This is a genomic window from Pyruvatibacter sp., from assembly GCF_040219635.1.
Classification (GTDB): Bacteria; Pseudomonadota; Alphaproteobacteria; order CGMCC-115125; family CGMCC-115125; genus Pyruvatibacter.
Genome location: NZ_JAVJSC010000003.1, coordinates 973,249 through 996,655, shown reverse-complemented (window position 1 = coordinate 996,655; position 23,407 = coordinate 973,249). Strand labels below are relative to the sequence as shown.

Here is a 23,407-nt window from a genome sequence, read left to right as displayed (position 1 = left end):
CCCTGCAGGCCTGCCGCATATGTGGCGGGCGGGGCCAAATCCGGGGTTTTGCAAGAATGATCAAACAAACACTGACACTAACCGCTGCCGCAGCTCTTGCCCTGGGCCTGGCTGCATGTGGCGACGCCGCCAATGACGACGGCGAAGCAACCGGTTCTGCACTTGGCGATGCAATGGAAAGTGCATCTGACGCTGTTTCCGGTGCTGCTGATGCGACCATGGAAGCTGCAGGCGACGCTGCTGATGCAACCATGGAAGCAGCGGACGACGCTGCTGATGCAACCATGGACGCTGCAAGTGATGCGGCGGAAGCAACAGGCGAAGCTGTGACCGATGCTGTTGATGCGACCGCAGACGCTGTGAACGGTGCCGTTGACAGTGCAACGGGCGCTGGCGAAACAGCCGCTGAGGAAGCAACGGATGCTGCTGCTGAAGGTGCTGATGCCGCAGCTGAAATGACCGAAGATGCGGCAGCGGCCGTCGAAGACGGTGCAGAAGCTGCCTCTGACATGGCTGAAGATACAGCAGCAGATGCGGCTGATGCTGCAGAAGACATGATGGAAGAAACAAAGGACGCTGCTGAAGATGGCGCCTCCGATGCCGCTGACACCATGACGGAACCTGCGAACTAAGCCAGCCTTTCAGGCTTGCGAAATGCGAAGGCCCGGACACTCAGTGTCCGGGCCTTTTCTTTTGCCTTTTGCCAAAAAAGGCTGCGCGTCTAAACAGACCGCTTTGCCTTATCGCGATCGTTGGCGGAGGTGATCATCTCCTTGATGCCTGCCCAATCATCATCACCAAGCGCTGCAAGGCGGGAGAAGTTGCCGCCACCCGCTAGGAAGCCGCCGCCATCAATGGCAATGGTTTCACCGGTCAGATAGTCCACCCCATCGGCCATCAAAAACACCGCAAGGTTCTTGAGTTCATCCATCTGGCCAACGCGGCCCATGGGAATGCCCTGGGTTGCGGTGTCGGAGCCGTCTGTTGACTGGCCCGGCGACAACCGCTCCCACGCGCCCTTGGTCGGAAACGGCCCGGGCGCAATGGCATTGAGGCGAATGCCGTAGGGCGCCCACTCAACCGCCAGCGATTTCGTCATGATGTTGAGACCGGCCTTGGACATTGCGGACGGCACGGTGAACGGCCCGCCGTTCCACACCCACGTAGTGAGGATCGAAATCACATTGCCCTTGTGGCCACTCTCGATCCACCGCGTGCCAACGGAATGCGTCATGTAGAACGACCCGTGGAATACAATGTTGGCAATCGCATTAAACCCGCGATGCGACAGGTCTTTTGTCCGCGAGATAAAGTTGCCTGCCGCATTGTTGACAAGGCCATCCAGCGGCCCCTCGGCAAAAATCTCACCAACCATTTCATCCACAGCTTCAGGCACGCGAATGTCGCAGGCCCTGGCGTGAACCTTGCCGCCGTGGGCGTCCATCAGTTCCTTTGCCGTCTCCTGCAATACCGGCAGCCGCCGCCCGCAGATATAGACCTCTGCGCCAAGGCGCAAAAAGCCTTCCGTCATTTCACGGCCCAGACCCGTACCACCGCCTGTCACCAGAATGCGCTTACCTGCCATCAGATTTGGCCGGAACATCAGTTCGTTCATTTCTTGGTTTCCTCCCAGTTTGCCTGATCTTTATACGTGACTTAGCTGCATTGAGACCACAGCCACCCGATTTGGCAAAACCTTCTGTAGCAAACCGTTCACAATAGAAACATTTGCGCACGCAGACAGCGCCTGAAATGCTCCGACAAAATCAGGAGCAGGGCGGGAAATGGCGGACGGTACCGAAAAGAACGCTCCTGTACGGGCACATCCCCCGCCTCGGCAACTCCTCGGGAAAGTGCTGTTGTCATCCGGCGTCGTTGATGCCGGACAGCTTGAGGCTGCACTGGAGGCTGCTGCGGCATGGAATGTCCCGCTTGGACAGGCGGTACTTGCGTTGGGGTATGCGCGCCCGCCTCAACTCTACCGCACGCTGGCAGATCACCTGCGTTTGCCTTTTGTGGATGTGCTCAAGAACCCGCCTCCCGCTGATCTGTTCGACGGTCAGGGCTTTGATTTCTACATCGCTGCCGAATGCATCCCCGTTGCCCATGATGGTGCCCATGACGGTTCTCATGACGGTGCCCGCACAACATTTGCAACGCCCGACCCGCTTGCTGCAGCACAAACCATTGCTCATCGGCGCAGCCTTGGAATCTGGACACCCACAGGTGACATTGCGTTTGCCATTACATCGCGGCTGGACGTGCTGTGGACCCTGCAGGCGCAGTTTGACCCCAGAATTGAACACAACGCACGCGACGCACTGACAGAGCACGACCCTATCAACTCGGCGCAGCTCGGCCTGACCCGCCCGCAGCGGCTAATTTTTCTTGCTCTCGTTGCCGCCCTGGCGGGAGGCTTCGCGCTATGGCCGTTTGTCACGGCTGCGGTTTTAAACCTCATCTTCGGGCTCTTTTTCATTGCGGTCCTGGCATTGCGCGCAGCCTCTATTCCCATAGGCCTTGCCGCACGCGCCGCGCGCCCCGCCCAGGTTGTGTTGCCGGACGATGCGGATTTGCCGGTTTACACCATAATCGTGCCTTTGTTTCGCGAGGCTGACGTGTTGCCGCTGCTCGCAGAAGGTCTGCGGGCGCTGGATTACCCGCGCGCCAAACTCGACATAAAACTCGTGTTGGAAGCCGATGACCTGGAAACCGTGGACAAGGCCAAGTCACTGGGATTGGAGAGCTATGTCGAGTTCATCCGTGTACCGCCATCCTCACCACGCACAAAGCCTAAGGCCTGCAACTATGCGCTGCACTTTGCACGCGGCGAGTATGTGGTGATTTTTGACGCCGAAGATCAACCCGAACCATTGCAGTTGAAAAAGGCAGTCGCCGGGTTCGCAAAATGTGGCGACGATGTTGCGTGCCTTCAGGCACCGCTCACATATTTCAACGCAAACGAAAACTGGCTGACCCGGCAGTTCACCATTGAGTTCAACATGTGGTTTGAGCTGTTGCTGCCAACAGCCGAGCGTCTGGGAATGCCGATACCACTCGGCGGCACCTCCACCCACTTTCGCATTGACGCCCTGCGCAGTGTCGGCGCGTGGGACCCTTATAATGTTACCGAAGATGCCGATCTTGGCATTCGCCTCGCCGGCAAGGGATACAAATGCGGCATTCTTGACTCAACGACCTACGAAGAAGCCAACTGCCAGACCGGCAACTGGCTGCGGCAACGCTCGCGGTGGATCAAGGGATATGCACAAACATGGTTGGTGCATATGCGGCGCCCTGTGGAGCTGTATCGCACGCTGGGCGGTGTCGGGTTTCTTGGGTTCCACCTGCTGATTGGCGGATCTATAGCGTCGGCCCTTTTACACCCTCTTATCTGGCTCATTGCGCTTGCGGGATTGGTGGTAAGCGGATCAGCGCTTGCGTTGATGACTGCCCCCTATGTGCCCGCACTACTGGTGGCACTCAATGCAGCCCTTCTGGGCGGCGGATACATCGTCTCGGTGGCTGCAGGCATTTCCGCGGTGCGGCAGCGCCCGGAGAAAGGCCTGGTAGCCGATACATTCTCAATGCCGTTTTACTGGCCGTTGATTTCAGCCGGGGCCTATCTGGCGATGTGGCAACTCATCACCAATCCGTTTTACTGGGAAAAAACCCGCCACGCGATAAGCAAGGCCAGCCGCGCCCGGCTGGCGCAACTGGCCCGGCATTCGCGCAACAACGACTAGTACAGTCCCAGGTTTTGCAGTGTTGACGGGCCGGCGATGCCATCCGCCTTCATGCCCTTTGATGCCTGATAGCTATCCACAGCGGCCTCTAGTTCCCTGGTATATTTTCCGTCCACCGGACCACTCCAGAAACCTTCTTCGGCCAATGCCGTTTGAAGGCGCTCAACTTCCAGACCCTCGTCGCCAACTTCCAGGAGATAGCCGTCGCGCTTGCCTGATTGGGCCTGATACAGCCGCTGCTTGCTGCCTTTGAGAAATGCGCTGCGCTCTTGGGGGGCTGCCGCAACCGCCTGCATCTGCTCACGCTCAACACTCAACGCTTCCAGCTTGGCCGTCAGGCGGGCATCGCCGGTATCATCAGCCTGCACGGCCACTTTGGTTTCCAGATCAGCCAACATACCGTCTGCCCGTGCGTTGTCGCCTGCTTCATAGGCTGCAACAGCAAGCAGATGCGTGCGCTCAGCTTCAAACAAGGCTGCTTCAACTGTCACGTCGGAATCGCGTGCCTCTGCAACGGTCTGCGCATTGCTGCTTGCGGCAAGAGTGAGACCAACAACACGGCTCTGCTTTTCGCCGGTGCGTGCGTCAACGAAGGAAATCGTCAGTTCGCCAAGATCAAGTGTATCAGCCTGCGTCGCATCGACGTCGAGACGCAGCATGACCGTCTGGCTCTCGCCGGCAAACATATCGCCGACAGCAAGACCTTCCGCCCGTGCATCTTCCATCGACAGAACATTGATGTTTTTTACAGCATCTGAATGTTCCAGCCGCAGATCAATGTCACGGGCCGTGGTCCGCACCAGTGTCGAGAGCTCTTCTTCAAAGATGCGGGCAATCTGTGAGGGATGTTCCACGTAGTGATAGTTTCCGGCACCATTCTCGGCGATGGACTGCATGAGGTTCTCATCGTAGTCGAGGCCAAGGCCGATCGTTGAAATGCGCACGCCGTCGCGGCGCGCACCGCGCACAAGGCGGGCAATGTCGTATGCATCGGTAACACCCTGATTGGCCAGACCGTCAGATAGCAGGACGACGCGATTGAGGTCGCGCGCATCAAAATGTTCCAGCACTTCGTCCACGCCGCGCATCATGCCGCCGGTGAGGTTTGTGCTCCCGCGCGATGTGAGACTGTCAATACGGCGGTGTATTTCGCGTATGTTTTCAACAGGCGCCGACGGCCACAACACGTTGATGCGGTCGTCATATTCGACAATCGCAACCCGGTCGCGGGGGCCAAGGCTCTGCACCACCAGCTTTGCGGCGCGTTTGGCATACTCAAGCTTGCCCTTGTCTTCCATGGAACCTGAGCGATCAAGCACCAGTGCCAGATTGACGGGCGGGCGTTCTGCGATGCCGGGCCATGCCTCGCGCGGCGAATGCAGCGTAATCATCAGGTGCACTGTCGTGTCGGTGCCGTGTGGAATAACTGGCTGGTCGTAGCGAACGGTTGTATCCAGCGCGTCAACATCGGCTCTTGCGTGGCCTGCAAATGCGCCCACCGCCAAAACAATCGCGAATAGTGCTGCGGCCCAGCCACCTGTGCGGGCAAACCGACCATTGAAGGTAAGTGTATGCATTGTGTGTGTTCCTCCCCTGCCACGCCGGAAGCAGCGAGCAATGCCCGCGACCGTGCCAACGCTTTGTGGCCGGGCGCTGTACGGAATGTGGCGATAGGGAGGTAATTTGCGGGCGATGCCGAGGCTGCCCTACATGCGCTGGAGCGGGTGAAGAGAATCGAACTCTCGTCGTCAGCTTGGGAAGCTGCTGCTCTTCCATTGAGCTACACCCGCGGACTGCCCGCAACGCATGACGTGTGGGAGCCGGACGTTAGTCCAGGCAGGAGGCGGATGACAAGCGCGATCAGCCGAATAGCCAGATCAGCAGCCACGGCAGCACCAGTGCGGTGGCAATGCCGTTGACGCCCATCGCAACGCCGGAGAACGTGCCGCTTTCTTCGCTCTGCTGGAAGGCGCGGGCCGTGCCGATGCCGTGCGCCGCAGTTCCAAGCGCTACCCCCTGCGCCTGCGGATCCCTGATACCAAGCCGGTTAAGGAGCCATGGCCCGATCACAGCGCCGATGATGCCTGTGACAATCACGATGGCCGCGGCCAGCGATTGCAGGCCACCGGTACTGTGTGCAATGCCCATGGCAATGGGCGTGGTCACCGACTTTGGAGCCAAAGACAGCAGCGTGGGTATTTCAGCGCCCAATGCCCAGGCCGTGGCAAGAGCGGTTGCTACAGCCGTCAGCGACCCGGCGCTGATCGCCAGAAACAACGGCCCCGCAGCGCGACGCACCCCGGACCAGTTGCGAAACAAGGGTACGGCGAGAGCCACCGTCGCCGGGCCTAGTAAAAACAAAAGCCATTGCCCACCGTCCATGTAGGGGCCAATGCCTGTATCTGTCGCAAGCATGGACGCAATGACGAGCAGTGATGCAATCAATACCGGGTTGGCGAGCGGGTGGGCGTTGACCCGGCGGGCAAATATGAGCGCGGCCAGATATGCCAGCACCGTCGCACCGAGCCATAGAAGCGCGCTCACGATGCACGCTCCTGCCGTCTGCGCGCCCAGACAAATACCGCGCCAGCCACAACAAGGCCTGCAAGTGTGCTCACACTGATAGCCACCAGCAATGCGCCGCCGTCGCGCGCGAGCAAAGCCAGATGTGCCATGAGGCCGACGCCCGCAGGCACAAAAAACAGGTTGAGATGTCGCAGCAGCACGTCGGCAAGTGTGCCCAGCCCCTGCGGCACACTGCCTGCAAATGTCAGCGCCGCCAGCATCAGCACCAGCCCTGCCACCGCACCGGGCACCGGGATACCCAGGCCCTGCACCAAGGCGGTGCCGATGGTCTGCGCCGCCACAAGCGCCAGCGCGCCGCCCACCAGAGCCAACACAAACCGTGTCACCCCGCGCGCTCCTGCGACTTGAAATGCTTCGACAGTTTAAGGCCCTGTCGCTGGTAATTGGAGCCAAGCGACTGGCCATACAGTTCGCCAGGCCGGGAGGCCATGTGCTCATACACAAGACGACCGATGATCTGGCCGTGTTCCAGAATAAACGGCACTTCATGGCTGCGCACTTCGAGCACGGCGCGTGCGCCAGCGCCGTTTGCTTCTGCGGCTCCGAAGCCAGGGTCAAAGAAGCCTGCGTAATGTACGCGGAACTCACCTACCAGCGGGTCGTATGGCACCATTTCCGCGGCATAATCAGGGGGTATCTGCACAGCTTCGCGGCTGGCCAGAATATAAAACTCGTCCGGGTCCAGAATAATGCGTGCATCACCACGCACAGTGACAGGGTCCCAGAAATCAAGCGCATCATAGGCGTTGGTGCGGTCCACATCTATCAGGCCGGAATGCCGTTTGGCGCGGTAGCCGATGAGGCCGGTACCCGCTTCGCCGCGCAGATCAACGCTCAGCGTTATACCGCGCGCGTCATTCATCATCTCGTCGTCGCCGGAACCGCCACCCAGAACAAGACCTGTCTCTGCCTGAAGTGTCAGCATGTCAGCGGCGGATACCCCGACATTGCCACGCCGAAGCCGAAGCTGCGACAGTCGTGAGCCGGTGCGCACGAGGATGGAAAACGTCCGCGGGCTGATTTCAGCATAGAGCGTGCCGTGATAGCCCGGTGCAATCTGGTCAAACTCACGCGCGCCATCTGTAATGACGCGGGTAAACACATCCAGACGCCCGGTAGAACTCTTGGGGTTGGCGGCAGCTGCAAGGTCTTGGGGCAATGCAAGTTTCTCAAGCAGCGGCACAAGATAGACGCACCCGGTTTCAAGAACCGCCCCGTTGCGCAGATCAATCTCGTGCAGCTTCAGGCTTTCGAGCTTTGTGGCCACAGGCTGGCCGGGGCCGGGCAGAAAACTGGCGCGCACGCGATAGGCCGTTTCGCCAAGCCGCAGATCAATGCTGGCCGGCTGTATCTGATTTTCTGCGGGCGGGCTTTGCGCAAAGATAACGCCAGCGTCCCATAATCCGCGGATTTCGTCTGCCGGCAGAATGCCGGGGCGAGGACTAACGGTCGGGTCGGTTTGGGGGGCGGCACTCATCTGCGGTGTGCTTACTTCAGTTTGCTGTGGTGGTGGTCCTACCATAGCCCGATTCACGCTGCGACACGCCAGCTTGACCGGCGTTGGGATCAGGCGTATTTGTGCCGCCGTTCTGACGAAACACGCTATCGGGCGGTTTCACAGAAAACCGTGGTGATTTGAGCCGACCGGCTTGCGGCCACGTTAAACAACAGCGCTAAAAGGTCGGACGGGTGCGCCCCGGCCTTTTGTGTTCCTTCAGACTGGCAGATGCGCCAGCCGGGGAAACAGGCCGGGTTTTATTTTGGGCACCTGACGAGGGAGATGTCCGTATGGGCGATCAGAAACCACCAAGATCATCCGGCAAGGAGCGCGTACTGCGCGCCCAGACGCAGATGGTGCATGGTGGCACCCAGCGTTCAGAGTTTGGCGAAACGTCTGAAGCCATGTTTTTGACCTCAGGCTATGTCTATGACACCGCCGAACAGGCCGAAGCCCGCTTCAAGGGCGAAAATGATGGCTTTATCTATTCCCGCTTTTCAAACCCCACAGTGCGGATGTTTGAAGAGCGGATGATTGCGCTTGAAGGCGCTGAGGCGGCCCGCGCGACGGCAACGGGCATGGCCGCCGTAACAGCCTCGATGCTGTGCCAGCTCAATGCCGGGGACCATGTGGTGGCCGCACGGGCGCTGTTCGGCTCCTGCCGCTACATCGTGGAAGAGCTGCTGCCGCGCTTTGGCATTGAAAGCACGCTGGTGGACGGGTGTGATCTTGAACAGTGGCGCGCAGCGCGCCGGCCCAACACCAAAGTGTTCTTTCTCGAAACACCCACAAATCCCACTTTGGACATCATCGACCTGCGGGCAGTGGCCGACATAGCGCACGACGCCGGGGCACGGCTGGTGGTGGACAATGTGTTTGCCACCCCGGTCCTGCAAAAACCCTTGGAGTTTGGCGCAGATGTGGTGGTTTATTCAGCCACCAAACATATTGACGGTCAGGGCCGATGCCTGGGCGGCGTGGTTCTGGGGTCAGACCAGTTTGTGACTGACCATCTGGCAAACTTCTTGCGGCAGACCGGGCCAGCGTTGAGTCCGTTCAACGCATGGGTCATGCTTAAGAGCCTGGAGACGCTGGATTTGCGTGTGCGCCGCCACTGTGAAAACGCCATTCACGTTGCTGACTTTCTGGGTCAGCATGAGAAGATTTCGCGCGTGATTTATCCCGGCCGCGCAGACCACCCTCAGCATAATCTGGCAAATGCGCAGATGGACATGCCCGGCAACATGATTGCCTTTGAGGTGAACGGCGGCAAAGCGGCGGCGTTTTCCCTTGCTAACCATCTTGGCGTTATCAAGATCAGCAACAACCTTGGGGATGCTAAAAGCCTCATCACGCACCCCGCCACCACCACTCACCAGCGGTTAGCACCCGAAGCCCGTGCGGAACTTGGCATAACAGATGCCATGCTGCGGCTTTCGGTCGGCCTTGAAGATGCCGCAGACCTGACAGATGACATTGGCCTCGCGCTGGAGCATGTTGCCTGACCGCGCGGGTCACAAAGGTTTTATAAGGACGCCGGAACACTATGGCAGACCCGATATTCATGGATTTCGCCGAGGCGAACTGGGATGGCGACGTGATTGACGACGACTTCTTCTATGATGCGCTGACCCGCAACATTCGCGTGCGCGTGCGGCCCGTCTATCTGGATGACCAGTCAGAACCCTCTGAGGACCACTATGTGTGGGCCTACGAGGTGGAGATTGAAAACGAAGGCAGCGAAAGCGTGCAGCTTCGCGATCGCTATTGGCGGATCACGGATGCATTTGGCCGGGTGCAGGAAGTGCGCGGGGACGGCGTGGTGGGTGAACAGCCGGTCATTGAGCCGGGTGAGTGCTTTGAATATACCTCAGGCGCACCACTGCCGACGCCATCGGGCATCATGAGCGGGACCTACGGCATGGTGTCGGCCGGGGGCGACAGCTTTGAGGTCGTCATTCCGGCGTTCTCGCTGGACAGCCCGCACGACTACAAGCGCATCAACTAAAACACGCTGACGCTAACCAAATCAGCCATTTGCCCCTTACACTGCGGTAACGCAGATTGATTCACCGGCGAGCCCGGCAAGGGAGACAAGCCCCATGGGCGTGTTTGATGCGCGGCCAATTTTGCTGGTTGTGGGCATTCTGCTCATCACGCTGGGCATATCTATGGCGCTGCCTGCTCTTTATGATGCGGCAGTGTCCCACCCGGACTGGCGGGTGTTTCTGGCGTCGGCAATCGTCACAACTTTTTTTGGTGTCAGCCTTGCCCTGATGAACTGGGGCAGCGCCGGCACCATGACACTGAAGCAGGCGTTTGTGCTGGTGCCCGCCGTGTGGCTGGCGCTTGTTGCCTTCGGCGCGGTCCCGTTCTTGTTCTCCGAGCTTGAGCTGTCCTACACCGATGCTTTTTTTGAAAGCATGTCGGGGCTTACCACCACCGGCTCCACCGTGATTTCTGGACTGGATACGGCGCCGCCGGGGCTGTTGCTGTGGCGCTCACTGCTGCAATGGCTCGGCGGTATCGGGATTATTGTAATGGCGGTCAGCATTCTGCCCATCCTGCAGGTGGGCGGTATGCAGCTCTTCAAGGTGGAGGCATTTGACACGCCGGAAAAAGTGCTGCCGAGTGCCGCCGGCCTCGCCGGGTCCATCACGTTTGTTTATGTGGCCTTTACGGTGGCGACAGCGTTCGCGCTATGGATTGCCGGCATGAACTTCTTTGACGGCATCAACCATGCCATGACGACCATTGCGACCGGCGGGTATTCCACCCGCGATGCATCGGTTGGCTTTTACGACAATGCGGCCATTCATTACGTCATCATCTTCGGCATGATTGCGGGCAGTCTGCCGTTTGTTCTGTATATCCAGGCGTTTCGCGGCAAGGCAAAGCCGCTGCTGGCAGACACCCAGGTGCGGGTGTTTCTGGGTATTCTCTGTGTCGCGATTGTTGCCATGGTTATTTACCAGATCACGCGCGGGCTGGAAGGAACACTTGAAGCGCAGGTTCGGTACGCGGCCTTCAATGTTATTTCCATTATGACCGGCACAGGTTACGCCACCCAGAACTACAGCGCGTGGGGACCGTTCGCGATCGCATTATTCTTTATACTGATGTTTATCGGCGGATGCTCAGGTTCCACATCGTGTGGCCTCAAGATTTTCCGCGTGCAGGTTATTTTTGCGACATGCCTCAGCAATTTGCGGCAGATGATTTATCCGCACGGTATTTTTGTACCGCACTACAACCGCAACGCCATTCCGCAAAGCGTCTCAGCGTCAGTGATGAGTTTCTTTTTTCTCTACATCGCCTGTTTTGGCGGGTTGGCGTTGCTGCTCACGTTCACAGGGCTTGAACCGCTCACAGCACTTTCGTCCGCAGCCACCTCGATTGCCAATGTTGGTCCAGGGCTTGGACCTGAAGTTGGTCCGTCCGCCAACTTTGCCGGTATTCCCGATACGGCCAAATGGCTGATGGCCATCGGCATGTTGATCGGTCGATTGGAGCTGTTCACGGTGCTGATCCTGTTTTCGCGCATCTTTTGGCGATCTTAGGGTTCAAAAATCCCACTTTTTGCCTGCACCCGGCGCTGGTTTCGCCTAGTCTTTTCCCCAAGCTACCAATAGCGGGCCACCAAAAGAGCCCGCTGGTTTGAAAAGTTTCACTTTGGGGAGGATGTCCGATGGACAGCTTTGTGACCGGCGCGACCGGATTTATTGGCCGGCATCTGCTGGAAAACCTGCTTGCCCGCAACGGCAAGATTTATGTGCTGGTGCGGTCAGGCTCCAAGGGCAAACTGAAAGCGCTGCTGGACGACCTGGGCGGCGACGCCGAGAAGCGGATTATTCCTGTGACCGGCGACCTGGCCAAAGCGCGCCTTGGTGTATCGCCCAAGCAGATTTCCACTCTTAAAGGCAAGATCGGCAACGTTTTTCATCTGGCCGCGATTTATGACATCGCCAACGAAGACGCCGCCACACAGCTGACCGCCAACGTTGAAGGCACACGCAATGCGGTCACCTTTGCTGAAGCGGTCAACGCGAAGTGCTTCCACCACACAAGCTCCATTGCCGCCGCCGGGCTGTTCAACGGCTACTGGCGTGAGGACATGTTTGAGGAATGGGAGCCCAACGAGCACCCCTACTTCCGCACCAAGCACGACAGCGAAAAGGTCGTGCGCGAGGAATGCACCCTGCCGTGGCGTATCTACCGCCCCGGCATCGTGGTGGGACACAGCAAAACCGGCTTCATCGACAAGATCGACGGGCCGTATTTCTTTTTCAAGATGCTGCAACGTCTTCGCAACTCGGTGCCGCGCTGGCTGTCGCTGGTGGGTATTGAAGGCGGCAACATGAACATTGTGCCGGTGGACTATGTGGCCAACGCCATGGACCACATCGCCCACAAGACGGGCCTCAACGGCAAAACCTTTCACCTGACCAACCCCGACGCGATGCGCATTGGTGAAGTGCTCAACACATTTGCGCGCGCCGGCCACGGGCCTGAGTTCGCCATGCGCATTGACGCGGGCCTGTTCAACTTCATTCCCAAGGCTGTGCGCGACGGCGTGAAAAATCTTCCGCCCGTTCGCACCATCACAGACGGCGTGCTGGCAGATTTTGGCATCCCCCGCGCCACCATGAAGTTCATCAACTATCCCACCAAGTTCGATAACCGCGACGCCGCCTCCGCGCTCAAGGGCTCAGGCATTGCCTGCCCGCCACTGGAGAGCTACGCAGCCGTGCTGTGGGACTACTGGGAACGCAACCTTGACCCCGCCCTGTTCCAGGACCGCACATTGTCGGGTGCCGTCAAAGGCAAGGTGGTCATAGTCACCGGTGCCACATCCGGTATTGGCCTTGCAGTCGCTGAAAAACTTGTGGCGTCAGGTGCCATTACCGTCATCGCCGCACGTACAGCGGAGACCCTGGCCGAGACGAAGATTCACCTCAAAAAGAAGGGCAAGGGCGAGGTTCATACCTATACCCTTGATGCTGCGGAAATCGAGGACTGCGACAAGTTCGTGAAGCGCGTAATTGATGATCTGGGGCGCGCGGACATTCTGGTCAACAATGCGGGCCGCTCTATCCGGCGGTCTGTGTCACTGTCCTATGACCGCTTCCACGATTTTGAGCGTACCATGCAGCTCAATTATTTCGGCGCTCTGCGCCTCATCATGGGCTTCCTGCCGCACATGGTTGAGCAGAATGGCGGGCAGATCATCAATGTGCTGTCCATCGGTGTGCAGGCCAACCAGCCACGTTTCTCGGCGTATGTAGCGTCAAAGGCGGCGCTGGGGGCTTTTTCCTCGTGTGCGCAACCGGAGTTTCAGCATAACAACATTTACTTCACGAATGTGTATATGCCGTTGGTCCGTACACCAATGATTGCACCCACCAAAATGTATGACCATGTGCCCACGCTGGCACCGGAAGAAGCAGCCAACCTCATTTGCCGGGCAATCGTTGAAAAGCCGACCAGTGTAAGCACGCGCCTTGGCACGTTTGCACAGGTGTTGTGGGCGCTCGCGCCCAAGGCGATGAACACGATCTTCAACACCACCTATCGGCTGTTCCCCGATTCAGACGCCGCGCGGGGTGCAAAGAAGGATGGTGCCCAACCACAGCAGAAGGTGAGCAACGAAGCCGTTGCGCTGGCCATGTTGACCCGCGGCATTCACTGGTAGAAACCGGAACCCGGTCGAGCTATTCGCCCGGTCCCCCCAGCTTTATGCCGGCCGGGCTACTCGCCCGGCCGGGGTATCCGCCTGACCTTGTCATCGTCGGGCAACGCTTCATACGCCTCAAGGTCAATATCAACCGTGCGGGAGGAACGCTTGCGTCCAAACAGGGCGCGGGCGTCTTCCTGTATGCCGAGCACGGCGGGCACCACCAGCAACACGAGGAACGTGGCTGTTGCCAGTCCCCAGGCAAGGGTAATGGCCATGGGCAGCAGGAACTGCGCCTGCAGGCTGGTTTCAAACAGCAGCGGCAAAAGACCACCCACAGTGGTGAGCGAAGTCAGCAGCACAGCGCGCAGACGATCCTGCACACCGCCGATCACGGCATCGCGCACGCTTTCACCGTCATCCAGCCGATTATCGATCTGGTCCACGAGAATGATCGAGTCGTTGACCAGAATACCGGACAGGCCAAGCAGCGCGACGAAACTCAGCAGCGTCAGGTCGAAGCCCATGACCAGATGGCCAAGGACGGCACCGATCAGGCCGAAAGGAATGATGGTCATCACCACAATAGGCCGGGCATAGCTGGCAAACACCCAGGCCAGAATGATGTAGATCGAAACAAGCGCAATCTGCGCACCAAGCCCCAGATCATTGAATGCTTCCGCCTGCTCCTCGGCACGGCCGGCAAAATCGAAGTCCAGATTATATTTCGCGGCGATTTCCGGCAGTCCGGTTGTACGCAAACTTTGCACCACGGCGTTTGATCGCGTGGCATTTGTGTCAACTTCCGCGGTTATCGAGACAAACCGGGTACCATCTTCGCGGCGCAATCGGGAGAAACCGGATTGTTCCGTAATCGTCACAACTTCCGTAAGCGGCACCTCAAGGCCCGCAGGCGTACGAAGGAACAAATCTTCCAGTGCGCGCGACTGTTCGCGCTCCGGCAACTGAACACGAACCGTCACTTCCTCGTCATTGCGGGCAAACCGTTTGGAGATTGCACCCTCAAAGGCGTTGCGCACCTGACGGCCCACACTCTCGGTTGTGAACCCAAGGGCCGCACCACGCGGACTGACCCCCAGGATAAGTTCCTGTTTGCCATATGGAAGGTCGTCGTCCACATCCGAAACGCCTTCAAAAGCCGCGAGCAGATCGCGCACCTCAAGGGCAGCAGCCTTAAGCTCACGCGGGCTGCCACCTGTGAGGCGAATATCAAGATCGCGCCCCGGAGGTCCACCCTGTTGTTCGGTTATGGTGACGCTTTCCATGCCCGGAATAGGAGGCAGTTCAGCGCGCCACGCAGAAATCACATCACGGGTCCGCACCGTGCGCCGCTCCGATGCCACCAGCTCCACCTGCAGATTGCCGCGGTTATCGCCGTTGGTAACGCTGAATGACCCGCCGGTCTGGCCCACCGTGCCATATGAAATCTGAACCAGCGAGCCTGCTTCACCGGTGAGGTTTTGTTCAGCACGCCGCAGCGCTTCATCAACAATGCCAAGCGCACGCGCTGTTTCCTCACGCGGCGTGCCAGGGGCAAACACCACAGACGCATTGACGGTTTCACCTTCAGGTGACGGGAAGAACTGAAACCCCACCCTGCCGGATGCCATCAGGCCAATGCACAGAATAAGCGCTGCGAGGGCGATCGAAACCGTTGTGTAGCGCTGATCAAAACTGGCGGTGACAATGCGCTTGAACACACCGTCGCGAAACCGCGCAAAATGGCCGTTGAACCAGGTATGAAACCGGCTTTGCTCCATGCCGCCTTCAAGCGCATGTCGCATGTGGCCGGGCAATACCAAAAAGCACTCAACAAGGCTGGCGACCATCACCGCCATCACCACCAACGGCATGGCCGAGAGCATCTGGCCGATGACATCGCCGATCAGCAAAATCGGCGCGAAGGCCGCAACCGTTGTGAGAATGGCCGCGAGAACCGGCCCAAACATCCGCTTGGCCCCCAGATAGGCCGCCACAGACGGCGGATGACCGCGCTCGCGCAGGGTGGTGGCGTGCTCACCCACCACAATCGCGTCATCCACAATGATGCCGATGGTCATGATGAGCGCAAACAAAGAGATCATGTTGATGGACTGGTCCGTCACCGCCATCACGCCGAGCGTTGCCATCATGGCCACGGGAATGCCGACTGATACCCAAAACGCAATGCGCGCGTTGAGGAAAATAAACAGGATGACCAGCACCAGCGCGAGGCCGCCAAGGCCGTTTTTGACCAACAGCATGACGCGCTCGACCACAAGATCAGCCTGCACGTCAAACAGCTCTACGTTGAGGGTCGGCGGCAGCGTTGGCCGCAACCCGGCCAGCGCCTTTTCAACCTTGTCCTGAACCTCAAGCGTATCCGCCGTGGTGGCACGCTGGATATCAAGTTTGATTGCCATCTGCCCGGCGCGCAGCCCCGTCGGCTGGGTCTCGTCAAAACCTTCGCGGATCTGTGCGACGTCACGCAGCAGTACTTTTTCGCCGCCCGCCAGCGACTTGATCTCGATAGTGCCCAGGCTCTCCGGGTCGGTCGCAAGCCCGATAGAGCGGAGCTGTTTTTCCTGCGCACCTTCCAGAGTGCCCGACGGCAAGTCCTGGCTCACCTGACGGATGCGGCTGGCGACATCACCGACCGACAAATCAAGACGACGCAGATCAGCTTCCGATACTTCAACAATCAGCTCAGGGTCACGTACGCCCTGCATCACCACCCGGTCCACGCCGGCACTCAGCAGCACATCGCGAATGTCTTTCGCATAGGCGCGCAGCGATGCTTCCGTGAACGGACCTGAGATGGCCAGTGCGGCAACGGATTCATACAGGATCGCACGGCTGATGACCGGGCGCTCACTATCTTGCGGAAGCGTGGTGACAGATGCCACTGCCTGTTCAATGTCGGACAGTGCTTTTTGCATGTCAGCAGAGGGCGAGAACTCGATGACAATCTGCGCAACACTTTCGCGCGCGTAGCTTTCAACGCTGTCGACGCCATCCAGGAAGCGAACTTCCGGCTCTATGGCCTCCACGATATTGCCTTCCACATCTTCCGCACTGGCACCCGGCCATGCGACGGTGACAGAAATGAAGGGAATGTCCGTGTTTGGAAAGAACTGTGTATTGAGCCGGGCAAGAGCAAACAGACCCGCGACAACCAAAAGCCCCATCAGCAGGTTCGCAGCGTTGCGATGAACAACGAAGAACCCAAGAATACCGCGCGGCCGGTGTTCGGGCGAAATGTGAGACGGGTAATCCGCGTCAGGCGTCGTGTTTTTGCGAGGATCGCGTGCCATCGGATCTAGCGCTCCTCAACCCGCACACCGGGGCCAGCCTCAGCAAAGCGTGTAACGAGCACGCGCTCGTCGGCTGCAAGGTTGCCGCTGACCAGAATGCCATCAGGCGTGCGGGCGGCAACCTCAACGTTGCGGGCCTCCAGACGTCCGTCCGCAATGACATAGACCGTGCCCTGCTCGTAGAGCGCTGTTTCGGGCAACGGTATCACCTGCGTATAGCGGGTGTCAGGCAGACGCACTTCAACGAAGGCACCAGGCCGCAGGGGTGTGTCAGTGCCGGTTGTCTCCAGCCTTGCAAAAGCTTCAACGCCACCTGAGGCGGCCGATATCTCAGCCCCGACACGCTCGATCACTGCATCATACTCGACCGCGCGGTTGCCAACGCGCCAGATGACGCGGGCCTCACGCCCGGTCACAGACCCTTCCGCCGCGATGATCCGGCCATACTGCGCGTCTGACAGGGTAAAGCGGACTTCCAGCCGGTCCGCGTCGGTCAGATCGGCAATCTTGCCGTTGAGCGTCACACGCTGGCCCTGCTCTGCCGCAACGCCACCAACAAAGCCGGTGAAGGGTGCCACGATGCGTGTGTTTGACAGATCCCGCTCAGCGCGGCGCAGACCAACTTCAAGGCGCTGGATGGTTGCCTGCTGCTGCTCGACACGCGATTGCTCAACGACAACATTGCTCTCGCGCTGATCTACCGCTGCTTCCTGCTGGGAGACGGCAAGCCGACGATCATCGACAGTTTTCTGGGAAATGTTGCCGCCCTTGGCAAGGCGCACGGCGCGGTTGAGGTCGCGCTGGCGGATCACCAGTTGATCGCGGGCACTTTCAAGTGCCTGCGCCTCAAGCACGGCGCGGGCGCGGATTTCTGACAGGCGTGCCTTGCCCTCCCCAAGCTGGGCGCTGGCTTCATCACGGGCGGCTTCATAGTCGAACGGGTCAATCGTCACCAGCAAATCATCTTCCTTGATGATGCCGCCTTCGCGAAAGTTTACGCCGGTTTCAAGTATTTCGCCGGTGACCAGCGCACGCAGCTCCACCTTGCGACCGGGCACGACTTCACCGAACACCTGCAGTTCGGGCTGCACGTCAGCAAACGCAACACTGGCGGCCTGCACTGTCCATACACGCTCCTGGGGTGGCTCGGGCACAAGCTGGGGACGGGTCAACATCAACACTGCGACAAGGCCAGCGGCACCGGCGATAATCAACACAGGCAGAAATCGGCGCCATAGCGGACGCCGAGGTTCTTCACCTGGCAGCAACGGGGTGTGCGCTTTGTTGAAAAAGCGACCCGGCTTTTCTTCGTCCTCGTAGCGATCCAACATCAAGGGCCTTTCAGGGCGTTAAGGGCGGTCGTCTCATCTGCTGGGTTTGAAGGGAATGAATGAATGCACTACGCAGCCTGAACAGGTGCTGACAGTTCTTTGTTGCACGTTAAATGATATACGACCCTGTTATGCGGTCTGGATTGCTCTGTAGCAAACGACCAGCTTGCGGGATTCCGTCGCAACAACGCGCAAAATCCCGGATATTCAACGGTTTTCACTCTTACGGACACTCATTTGATGGCTGAAACCCCGCCCCTTAAAAGCGCAGATCTGTTAGCCGCGCTGGTTGCTTTCGACACCACAAGTCATTTGAGCAACCTCGCGCTGATTGACTATGTGACCGGGCTGATGGACGCCTACGGTATGCGCTACCAGGTGCTGCCCAATGAGACCGGCACCAAGGCCAACCTATATGGCACCATCGGCGGCGATGGGCCGGGGGGCATTGTGCTGTCGGGCCATACGGATGTTGTGCCGGTGGCCGATCAGGACTGGACCACGGACCCGTTCACGCTGGATGAGCGCGACGGGCGCTACTACGGGCGCGGCACCTGCGACATGAAAGGCTTTGTTGCCTGTGCACTGGCCCAGCTTCCCCGGCTCAGCGCGGCGCGGCTGACCCGACCTGTGCATTTTGCGTTTTCCTATGACGAGGAAATCGGGTGTTTGGGGGTACGCCCGATGATTGACCATCTGGCGCAGCATCTGCCCCGGCCTGACCTTGTGATTGTCGGCGAACCTACTGACATGGCGGTGGTGGACGCACATAAGGCCATTCGCTCGTTTCGGGTTGAGGTGACAGGCCTTGAATACCACTCAAGCCAGACCGACAAAGGCGTGAATGCCATTGTGGCCGCAGCAAAGATGATTTCGTTTCTGGATGGGATCGCCGAAGAAATGCGCCGACGCGGCGATGCGACGGGGCGCTTCTCGCCGCCCTACTCCAGCCTCTCCGTAGGTCGCATCACCGGCGGCACCGCAACAAACATCGTGCCGCGCCATTGCTGGTTTACATTTGAGCACCGCACACTGCCGGACCAGGACGAAGACGAAATATCTGCGCGGCTGATGGAGTATGTACGGACCGACATTCTTCCACCGATGCGGGACGTTCATCCCGGTGCGGATGTTTCAATCCGCACGCTGGCGCAGGCACCCGGCCTCAGGGCCACAGGCGATGCGTCACCGCTGGAAGCCGCCGTGATGATGCTTGCAGGCACCAACGAAAGGCAGGCGGTGTCCTACGCAACGGAAGCCGGGCTGTTTCAGGATGTGGGCATCCCCACACTGGTGTGCGGACCGGGGAGCATTCTGCAGGCGCACAAGCCGGACGAATGGCTGGCGCAATCACAACTTGAGGCGTGCGACGCCTTTTTGAGTCGTCTGGTGGATCACATCAGCGCTTGAGGACAAAACCAAGCTCTGCGCGCAGACCATTTTCCAGCGCCTGATCGAGCGATGCTGCAAGTTCTTCCATCAGTGCAAAATAAATCACGTCCCGATCGTTGAGACTGGCGCTCTCAAGAATGTTGCGCACGCCCCTGACCTGCACACTTATGCCGCCGATGCGGCCTACCTTGGGGTCAATCAATTCCACATCCACCGCGCAGACGGCTTCTATGCGCGTATCTGTTTCATCCTGAAAGATGCCACCCACACCTTCGGCAACTTTCAGGTTTGTCCGTGTGACTGCCCCATCACGCAGGATAACGCGCAAAATGCTGCCATCACGTGCGCCGGGACCGCCAGGTTCAGCACGCAAACGATCCCGGGTCCAGGCACGAATGATGTCAGGCGGACTATTGATGTTGCGGTGCCCAATATGCGGCAGCGTGCCGGGTTGCCGCCAGGTCTCCACCAGTTCTACCCGCGCCACATCCACAACAAGGGGCTGCATGTGCTTGTAGGTAATGGTGGCGGTGACAGGCCCTGATGGCGGCGACGGAGCACCCGCGCACCCCGCCAAACCAAATGCAAGAGTAACGGCAAAAAGAAATGCCCCGAGCAGCGCTCTGGTGCCGGCTTTCATGGGCGCATACTCCTTTGCACGTGGTTTGCGTGGGGGACTATTTCTCAGCGAACTCCGCCGGATCAAAATCATAGGTGGTGCTGCAAAATTCGCAACGTACCTCGATGCGTCCCTCGTCCGTACGCATGTCCGCCATTTCAGTTGGCCCGAAACTTCTCAGAACACCGGCGATGTAGTCCTGCGAGCAGCGGCACGAGAATGACAGATCGTGCGGCGCAAAAGCACGCACCCCGTCTTCGTGATAGAGCCGGTACAGCAACTGCTCGGATGTCAGCGTCGGGTCAACAAGCTCGTGGTCTTCGACCGTCGCCATCAGCACCTGCGCGCGGTTCCAGTTTTCGTCTTCGGCCTCATCAGCCGTGCCGGATGAACCAGCAGGTGCGTCACCGGGATCAAGATCACGGACATAGCCGCCGTCAGCGGGCATGTGCTGGATCATGATGCCCCCGGCGCGCCAGCCACCATCCGCCGCACCATCTGCATTGCGCTCAAGACTCTGCGCCACAACCAGCTTTATCAGCGTTGGCAGTTGCTCGGAGCGCAGAAAATAGTCTTCGCCACATGCAGCAATGGATGCGCCTTCCAGCGGCACAACACCCTGATAGCTGTTGCGGCCGGGGCCCTGGTCAACGGTCAATGCCATACTGCCTTTGCCCATAAGCTCTGCCAGTGTCGGCTTGGTTGATCCGGTGAGCGCAGCAACACGTTGGGCATCAAAGTGGGCATAGCCGCGCAGCCCCCCCTCGTGGGTCATGTCGGCGATCAGAAAGTCCACCGGCCCATCGCTTGAGGTTTGCACGGTAAACCGGCCTTCAAGCTTGAGTGCTGTCCCCAGCATGGCCGCCAGCATCAAAGATTCACCCAGAAGCTGCGAGACCGGCAACGGATAGTCATGGCGGTTGAGTATGTCGCTGATGGCGGGGCCAAGCCGCGCCAGACGCCCGCGCACGCTCATGCCTTCAATGGCAAACGGCAGCACCATGTCGTCAGTGCGCTCACCGGCAACAGAACGTTGGGGAAAAGCGGTCAATCGAGGCACCAGGTCAGAATACCCTTCTGGGCGTGGAGGCGGTTTTCGGCTTCATCAAACACAACCGACTGCGGACCGTCCATAACGTCAGCCGTCACCTCCTCACCACGATGGGCAGGCAGGCAATGCATGAAGATAGCGCCCTTGTCAGCGGTGGCCATGAGCGTGCTGTCCACGCGGTAGGGGGCCAGCAGGTTGTGGCGCCTTTCGGTTTCTTCGTCGCCCATGGAGACCCAGGTATCTGTCACCACAGCATCCGCGCCAGCCGTTGCTTCATGGGCATCGTTGGTAAGGCGCACGCGGCCACCCCGGGCGATGGCGGCTTCAATGCACTTTGCGGGTGGGGCCAGCTCCGGCGGGCAGGCAAGCAACAGTTCAAAATCAAAGCAGGGCGCTGCCTCGATCCATGAGCGCGCCATGTTATTGCCATCCCCAACCCACGCCACGCGCTTGCCTGCTATCGGTCCGCGATGTTCTTCAAACGTCATCACATCAGCCATCACCTGACAGGGATGTCCCACGTCGGACAACCCGTTGATAACAGGCACAGAGGCGTGTTCGGCAAGCTCACGCAGTTTGGCATGATCGTCCGTGCGCAGCATGATGATGTCGACGTAACGCGACAGCACGCGGGCGGTATCAGCCACCGTCTCGCCGCGGCCAATCTGCATGTCGCTGCCATTGAGAAAAATGCTTTCGCCACCCAACTGCTTCATACCGACATCAAACGACACGCGGGTGCGCGTGGAAGGCTGCTCGAAGATGAGCGCCAGCAGGTGGCCTGCCAACGGCTTGTCAGCATCCGGCTTGCCGCGAGGCCAGCCGGCACGTGCTTTTTTCATGGCACGCGCACGATCAAGCATGTCGCGCAGATCAGCATTGGCGATGGCGCTGAGATCAACAAAATGCTTGCGGGCGCTCATCATGCTTCTTTCTTGTCGGCAAGCTGAGCAGCGATGTCGGCACACACCGCTTCAATGCGCGATACAGCGTCGGCAGCTTCGTCTTCCGTAATGATCAACGGGGGCAACAGCCGAACCACGTTGTCACCGGCGGCAACGGTCAGCAGGCCTTTGCCCATCAGTGCTTTTTGAATGTCGGTATTGGGCACAATGCATTTGAGGCCAAGCATCAGCCCGCGCCCGCGCACGCTTTCAATCACGCCGGGGTACTCGTCGGCAATCATCGTCAGGCCCTGCGATAGCCGGCCCGAGACCCGCCGCACATTTTCCAGAAATGAAGGCTGGCTTACCTCATCGAGCACAGCCTTGCCGACCGCCATGGCAAGCGGGTTGCCCCCAAATGTTGAGCCATGCGTGCCCGGTGTCATGCCTTTGGCCGCTTCGGCGGTGGCCAGACACGCACCAACGGGAAAACCGCCGCCCAGGCCTTTGGCGGTAGCCAGAATATCCGGCTCAATCCCAAGGTCCTGGTAAGCATACAGATGTCCGGTACGGCCCACACCGCTTTGCACTTCGTCGAAAATCAGCAGCAAGCCATGCTCATCAGCGAGAGCGCGCAACTGGCGGATAAACTCTTTTGAGGCTTCGCGAATGCCGCCTTCGCCCTGCACCGGCTCAATCAGGAAACCTGCTGTTGCATCCGTGAGGGCGGCTTTGACGGCCGCAATGTCATTGAGGGCCACCTGAACAAAGCCGGGCGTCGCAGGGCCAAACCCATCAAGATATTTTTGCTGGCCGCCCGCAGCAATGGTCGCCAGCGTCCGCCCGTGGAACGCGCCTTCAAACGTTATGAGTTCAAACCGCTCAGGATGGCCGGACGCTGCATGATACTTGCGCGCCATCTTGATGGAGGCTTCCAGCGCTTCTGCACCTGAATTGGCGAAGAACACCGTGTCGGCAAAGGTGAGGTCAATGAGCTTTTGGGCGAGCGCCTTTTGCCCCTCAACTTCATACAGGTTGGAGACATGCCACACTTTGTGGGCCTGCTCGGTGAGTGCGGCAATGAGTTTGGGGTGAGCATGGCCCAGAGCGTTGACCGCCACCCCGGCACCAAAATCCAGATACCGCTCGCCGGTGGGCGTTATCAGCCATGCCCCTTCGCCACGCTCAAACGAAATATCGGCGCGGGCATAGGTCGGCAGCACCGGGGTGATGGGTGAACTGCTGGCAGACGGGCTGCTGGCGACGGGTGTGGCCACGGGGTCGTGCTCCAAAAAACAAATACGGCCCCGCC

General features: G+C 59.2%; 18 protein-coding genes, 1 tRNA gene and 1 riboswitch. Of the genes, 7 read left to right on the top strand and 12 right to left on the bottom strand.

All coding sequences use genetic code 11. From position 1 onward, the window contains the following. Positions 1–56 precede the first annotated feature (56 nt). The gene (locus RIB87_RS08170; protein WP_350145385.1) at positions 57–632 is read left to right on the top strand and encodes a hypothetical protein; all 576 of its coding nucleotides are present in this window, start codon (positions 57–59) and stop codon (positions 630–632) included. Positions 633–721: 89 nt separating this feature from the next. Here RIB87_RS08170 and RIB87_RS08165 read toward each other — a convergent pair whose 3' ends face one another. Beyond that, positions 722–1,603 (bottom strand): SDR family oxidoreductase, encoded by an 882-nt coding sequence (locus tag RIB87_RS08165; RefSeq protein WP_350145616.1) that lies wholly within the window; start codon positions 1,601–1,603, stop codon positions 722–724. Positions 1,604–1,859: 256 nt separating this feature from the next. Between RIB87_RS08165 and RIB87_RS08160 the strand changes: the two genes are divergently transcribed. Then, a complete protein-coding gene (locus RIB87_RS08160) occupies positions 1,860–3,746 on the top strand; it encodes a glycosyltransferase family 2 protein (RefSeq protein ID WP_350145383.1) in 1,887 nt (628 codons plus the stop codon). Here RIB87_RS08160 and RIB87_RS08155 read toward each other — a convergent pair. The 5 genes from RIB87_RS08155 to RIB87_RS08135 all read right to left on the bottom strand — a co-directional run bounded on the left by RIB87_RS08155 (position 3,743) and on the right by RIB87_RS08135 (position 7,809). Continuing rightward, positions 3,743–5,323, bottom strand: a complete 1,581-nt coding sequence (locus tag RIB87_RS08155; protein WP_350145381.1) for a VWA domain-containing protein — start codon at positions 5,321–5,323, stop codon at positions 3,743–3,745. The two genes, RIB87_RS08160 and RIB87_RS08155, sit on opposite strands and share 4 nt — an antisense overlap. Before the next feature lie 139 nt (positions 5,324–5,462). Further along, a tRNA-Gly gene (locus RIB87_RS08150) sits at positions 5,463–5,536 on the bottom strand. Between the two features lie 70 nt (positions 5,537–5,606). Then, on the bottom strand, positions 5,607–6,290 hold the full coding sequence (locus RIB87_RS08145; RefSeq protein ID WP_350145379.1) for an LrgB family protein: 684 nt from the start codon (positions 6,288–6,290) through the stop codon (positions 5,607–5,609). Then, on the bottom strand, positions 6,287–6,658 hold the full coding sequence (locus RIB87_RS08140; RefSeq protein ID WP_350145377.1) for a CidA/LrgA family protein: 372 nt from the start codon (positions 6,656–6,658) through the stop codon (positions 6,287–6,289). Before RIB87_RS08140 ends, RIB87_RS08145 begins: the two co-directional genes overlap by 4 nt. Beyond that, positions 6,655–7,809 (bottom strand): 2'-deoxycytidine 5'-triphosphate deaminase, encoded by a 1,155-nt coding sequence (locus RIB87_RS08135; RefSeq protein ID WP_350145375.1) that lies wholly within the window; start codon positions 7,807–7,809, stop codon positions 6,655–6,657. Before RIB87_RS08135 ends, RIB87_RS08140 begins: the two co-directional genes overlap by 4 nt. 140 nt (positions 7,810–7,949) lie before the next feature. Beyond that, positions 7,950–8,029, top strand: a riboswitch (SAM riboswitch). 91 nt (positions 8,030–8,120) lie between these two features. Here RIB87_RS08135 and RIB87_RS08130 point away from each other — a divergent pair. The 4 genes from RIB87_RS08130 to RIB87_RS08115 all read left to right on the top strand — a co-directional run bounded on the left by RIB87_RS08130 (position 8,121) and on the right by RIB87_RS08115 (position 13,522). Then, positions 8,121–9,335 (top strand): O-succinylhomoserine sulfhydrylase, encoded by a 1,215-nt coding sequence (locus tag RIB87_RS08130; protein WP_350145373.1) that lies wholly within the window; start codon positions 8,121–8,123, stop codon positions 9,333–9,335. A 59-nt stretch (positions 9,336–9,394) separates the two neighbouring features. Further along, positions 9,395–9,838, top strand: a complete 444-nt coding sequence (gene apaG, locus RIB87_RS08125) for a Co2+/Mg2+ efflux facilitator ApaG/CorD (RefSeq protein ID WP_350145614.1) — start codon at positions 9,395–9,397, stop codon at positions 9,836–9,838. 94 nt (positions 9,839–9,932) lie between these two features. Then, positions 9,933–11,390: a TrkH family potassium uptake protein gene (locus RIB87_RS08120; protein ID WP_350145371.1), complete on the top strand. Its 1,458-nt coding sequence runs from the start codon at positions 9,933–9,935 to the stop codon at positions 11,388–11,390. A gap of 128 nt (positions 11,391–11,518) precedes the next feature. Further along, positions 11,519–13,522, top strand: a complete 2,004-nt coding sequence (locus RIB87_RS08115; protein WP_350145369.1) for an SDR family oxidoreductase — start codon at positions 11,519–11,521, stop codon at positions 13,520–13,522. A gap of 56 nt (positions 13,523–13,578) precedes the next feature. Here RIB87_RS08115 and RIB87_RS08110 read toward each other — a convergent pair whose 3' ends face one another. Further along, positions 13,579–16,818 carry an efflux RND transporter permease subunit gene (locus RIB87_RS08110; protein ID WP_350145367.1) on the bottom strand — a complete coding sequence of 1,080 codons (3,240 nt, stop codon included), beginning with the start codon at positions 16,816–16,818 and terminating at the stop codon, positions 13,579–13,581. A 5-nt stretch (positions 16,819–16,823) separates the two neighbouring features. Then, positions 16,824–18,149: an efflux RND transporter periplasmic adaptor subunit gene (locus RIB87_RS08105; RefSeq protein ID WP_350145365.1), complete on the bottom strand. Its 1,326-nt coding sequence runs from the start codon at positions 18,147–18,149 to the stop codon at positions 16,824–16,826. A 240-nt stretch (positions 18,150–18,389) separates the two neighbouring features. Here RIB87_RS08105 and argE point away from each other — a divergent pair, with 240 nt between their 5' ends. Then, complete coding sequence (gene argE / locus RIB87_RS08100) at positions 18,390–19,559, top strand: acetylornithine deacetylase (RefSeq protein WP_350145363.1); 1,170 nt, start codon at positions 18,390–18,392, stop codon at positions 19,557–19,559. Here the strand turns inward: argE and RIB87_RS08095 are convergent. From RIB87_RS08095 to RIB87_RS08080, 4 genes are read right to left on the bottom strand one after another with little or no spacing between them, the layout of a single operon-like run. Next, positions 19,549–20,181 carry a hypothetical protein gene (locus tag RIB87_RS08095; protein ID WP_350145361.1) on the bottom strand — a complete coding sequence of 211 codons (633 nt, stop codon included), beginning with the start codon at positions 20,179–20,181 and terminating at the stop codon, positions 19,549–19,551. The two genes, argE and RIB87_RS08095, sit on opposite strands and share 11 nt — an antisense overlap. Before the next feature lie 37 nt (positions 20,182–20,218). After that, the gene (locus RIB87_RS08090) at positions 20,219–21,220 is read right to left on the bottom strand and encodes an Hsp33 family molecular chaperone (RefSeq protein ID WP_502943220.1); all 1,002 of its coding nucleotides are present in this window, start codon (positions 21,218–21,220) and stop codon (positions 20,219–20,221) included. Next, complete coding sequence (argF, locus tag RIB87_RS08085) at positions 21,208–22,137, bottom strand: ornithine carbamoyltransferase (protein ID WP_350145357.1); 930 nt, start codon at positions 22,135–22,137, stop codon at positions 21,208–21,210. Before argF ends, RIB87_RS08090 begins: the two co-directional genes overlap by 13 nt. Further along, positions 22,134–23,372 carry an aspartate aminotransferase family protein gene (locus RIB87_RS08080; RefSeq protein WP_350145355.1) on the bottom strand — a complete coding sequence of 413 codons (1,239 nt, stop codon included), beginning with the start codon at positions 23,370–23,372 and terminating at the stop codon, positions 22,134–22,136. Before RIB87_RS08080 ends, argF begins: the two co-directional genes overlap by 4 nt. Positions 23,373–23,407 lie beyond the last annotated feature (35 nt).

Excerpts from the sequence above, each read along its gene's own strand:
- RIB87_RS08095 (WP_350145361.1), bottom strand. The coding sequence starts at position 20,181 with ATGAAAGCCGGCACCAGAGCGCTGCTCGGGGCATTTCTTTTTGCCGTT.
- RIB87_RS08115 (WP_350145369.1), top strand. The coding sequence starts at position 11,519 with ATGGACAGCTTTGTGACCGGCGCGACCGGATTTATTGGCCGGCATCTG.
- RIB87_RS08105 (WP_350145365.1), bottom strand. The coding sequence starts at position 18,149 with ATGTTGGATCGCTACGAGGACGAAGAAAAGCCGGGTCGCTTTTTCAAC.
- RIB87_RS08155 (WP_350145381.1), bottom strand. The coding sequence starts at position 5,323 with ATGCATACACTTACCTTCAATGGTCGGTTTGCCCGCACAGGTGGCTGG.
- RIB87_RS08120 (WP_350145371.1), top strand. The coding sequence starts at position 9,933 with ATGGGCGTGTTTGATGCGCGGCCAATTTTGCTGGTTGTGGGCATTCTG.
- RIB87_RS08135 (WP_350145375.1), bottom strand. The coding sequence starts at position 7,809 with ATGAGTGCCGCCCCCCAAACCGACCCGACCGTTAGTCCTCGCCCCGGC.
- argE (WP_350145363.1), top strand. The coding sequence starts at position 18,390 with ATGGCTGAAACCCCGCCCCTTAAAAGCGCAGATCTGTTAGCCGCGCTG.
- RIB87_RS08110 (WP_350145367.1), bottom strand. The coding sequence starts at position 16,818 with ATGGCACGCGATCCTCGCAAAAACACGACGCCTGACGCGGATTACCCG.
- RIB87_RS08130 (WP_350145373.1), top strand. The coding sequence starts at position 8,121 with ATGGGCGATCAGAAACCACCAAGATCATCCGGCAAGGAGCGCGTACTG.
- RIB87_RS08170 (WP_350145385.1), top strand. The coding sequence starts at position 57 with ATGATCAAACAAACACTGACACTAACCGCTGCCGCAGCTCTTGCCCTG.
- RIB87_RS08165 (WP_350145616.1), bottom strand. The coding sequence starts at position 1,603 with ATGTTCCGGCCAAATCTGATGGCAGGTAAGCGCATTCTGGTGACAGGC.
- apaG (WP_350145614.1), top strand. The coding sequence starts at position 9,395 with ATGGATTTCGCCGAGGCGAACTGGGATGGCGACGTGATTGACGACGAC.
- argF (WP_350145357.1), bottom strand. The coding sequence starts at position 22,137 with ATGATGAGCGCCCGCAAGCATTTTGTTGATCTCAGCGCCATCGCCAAT.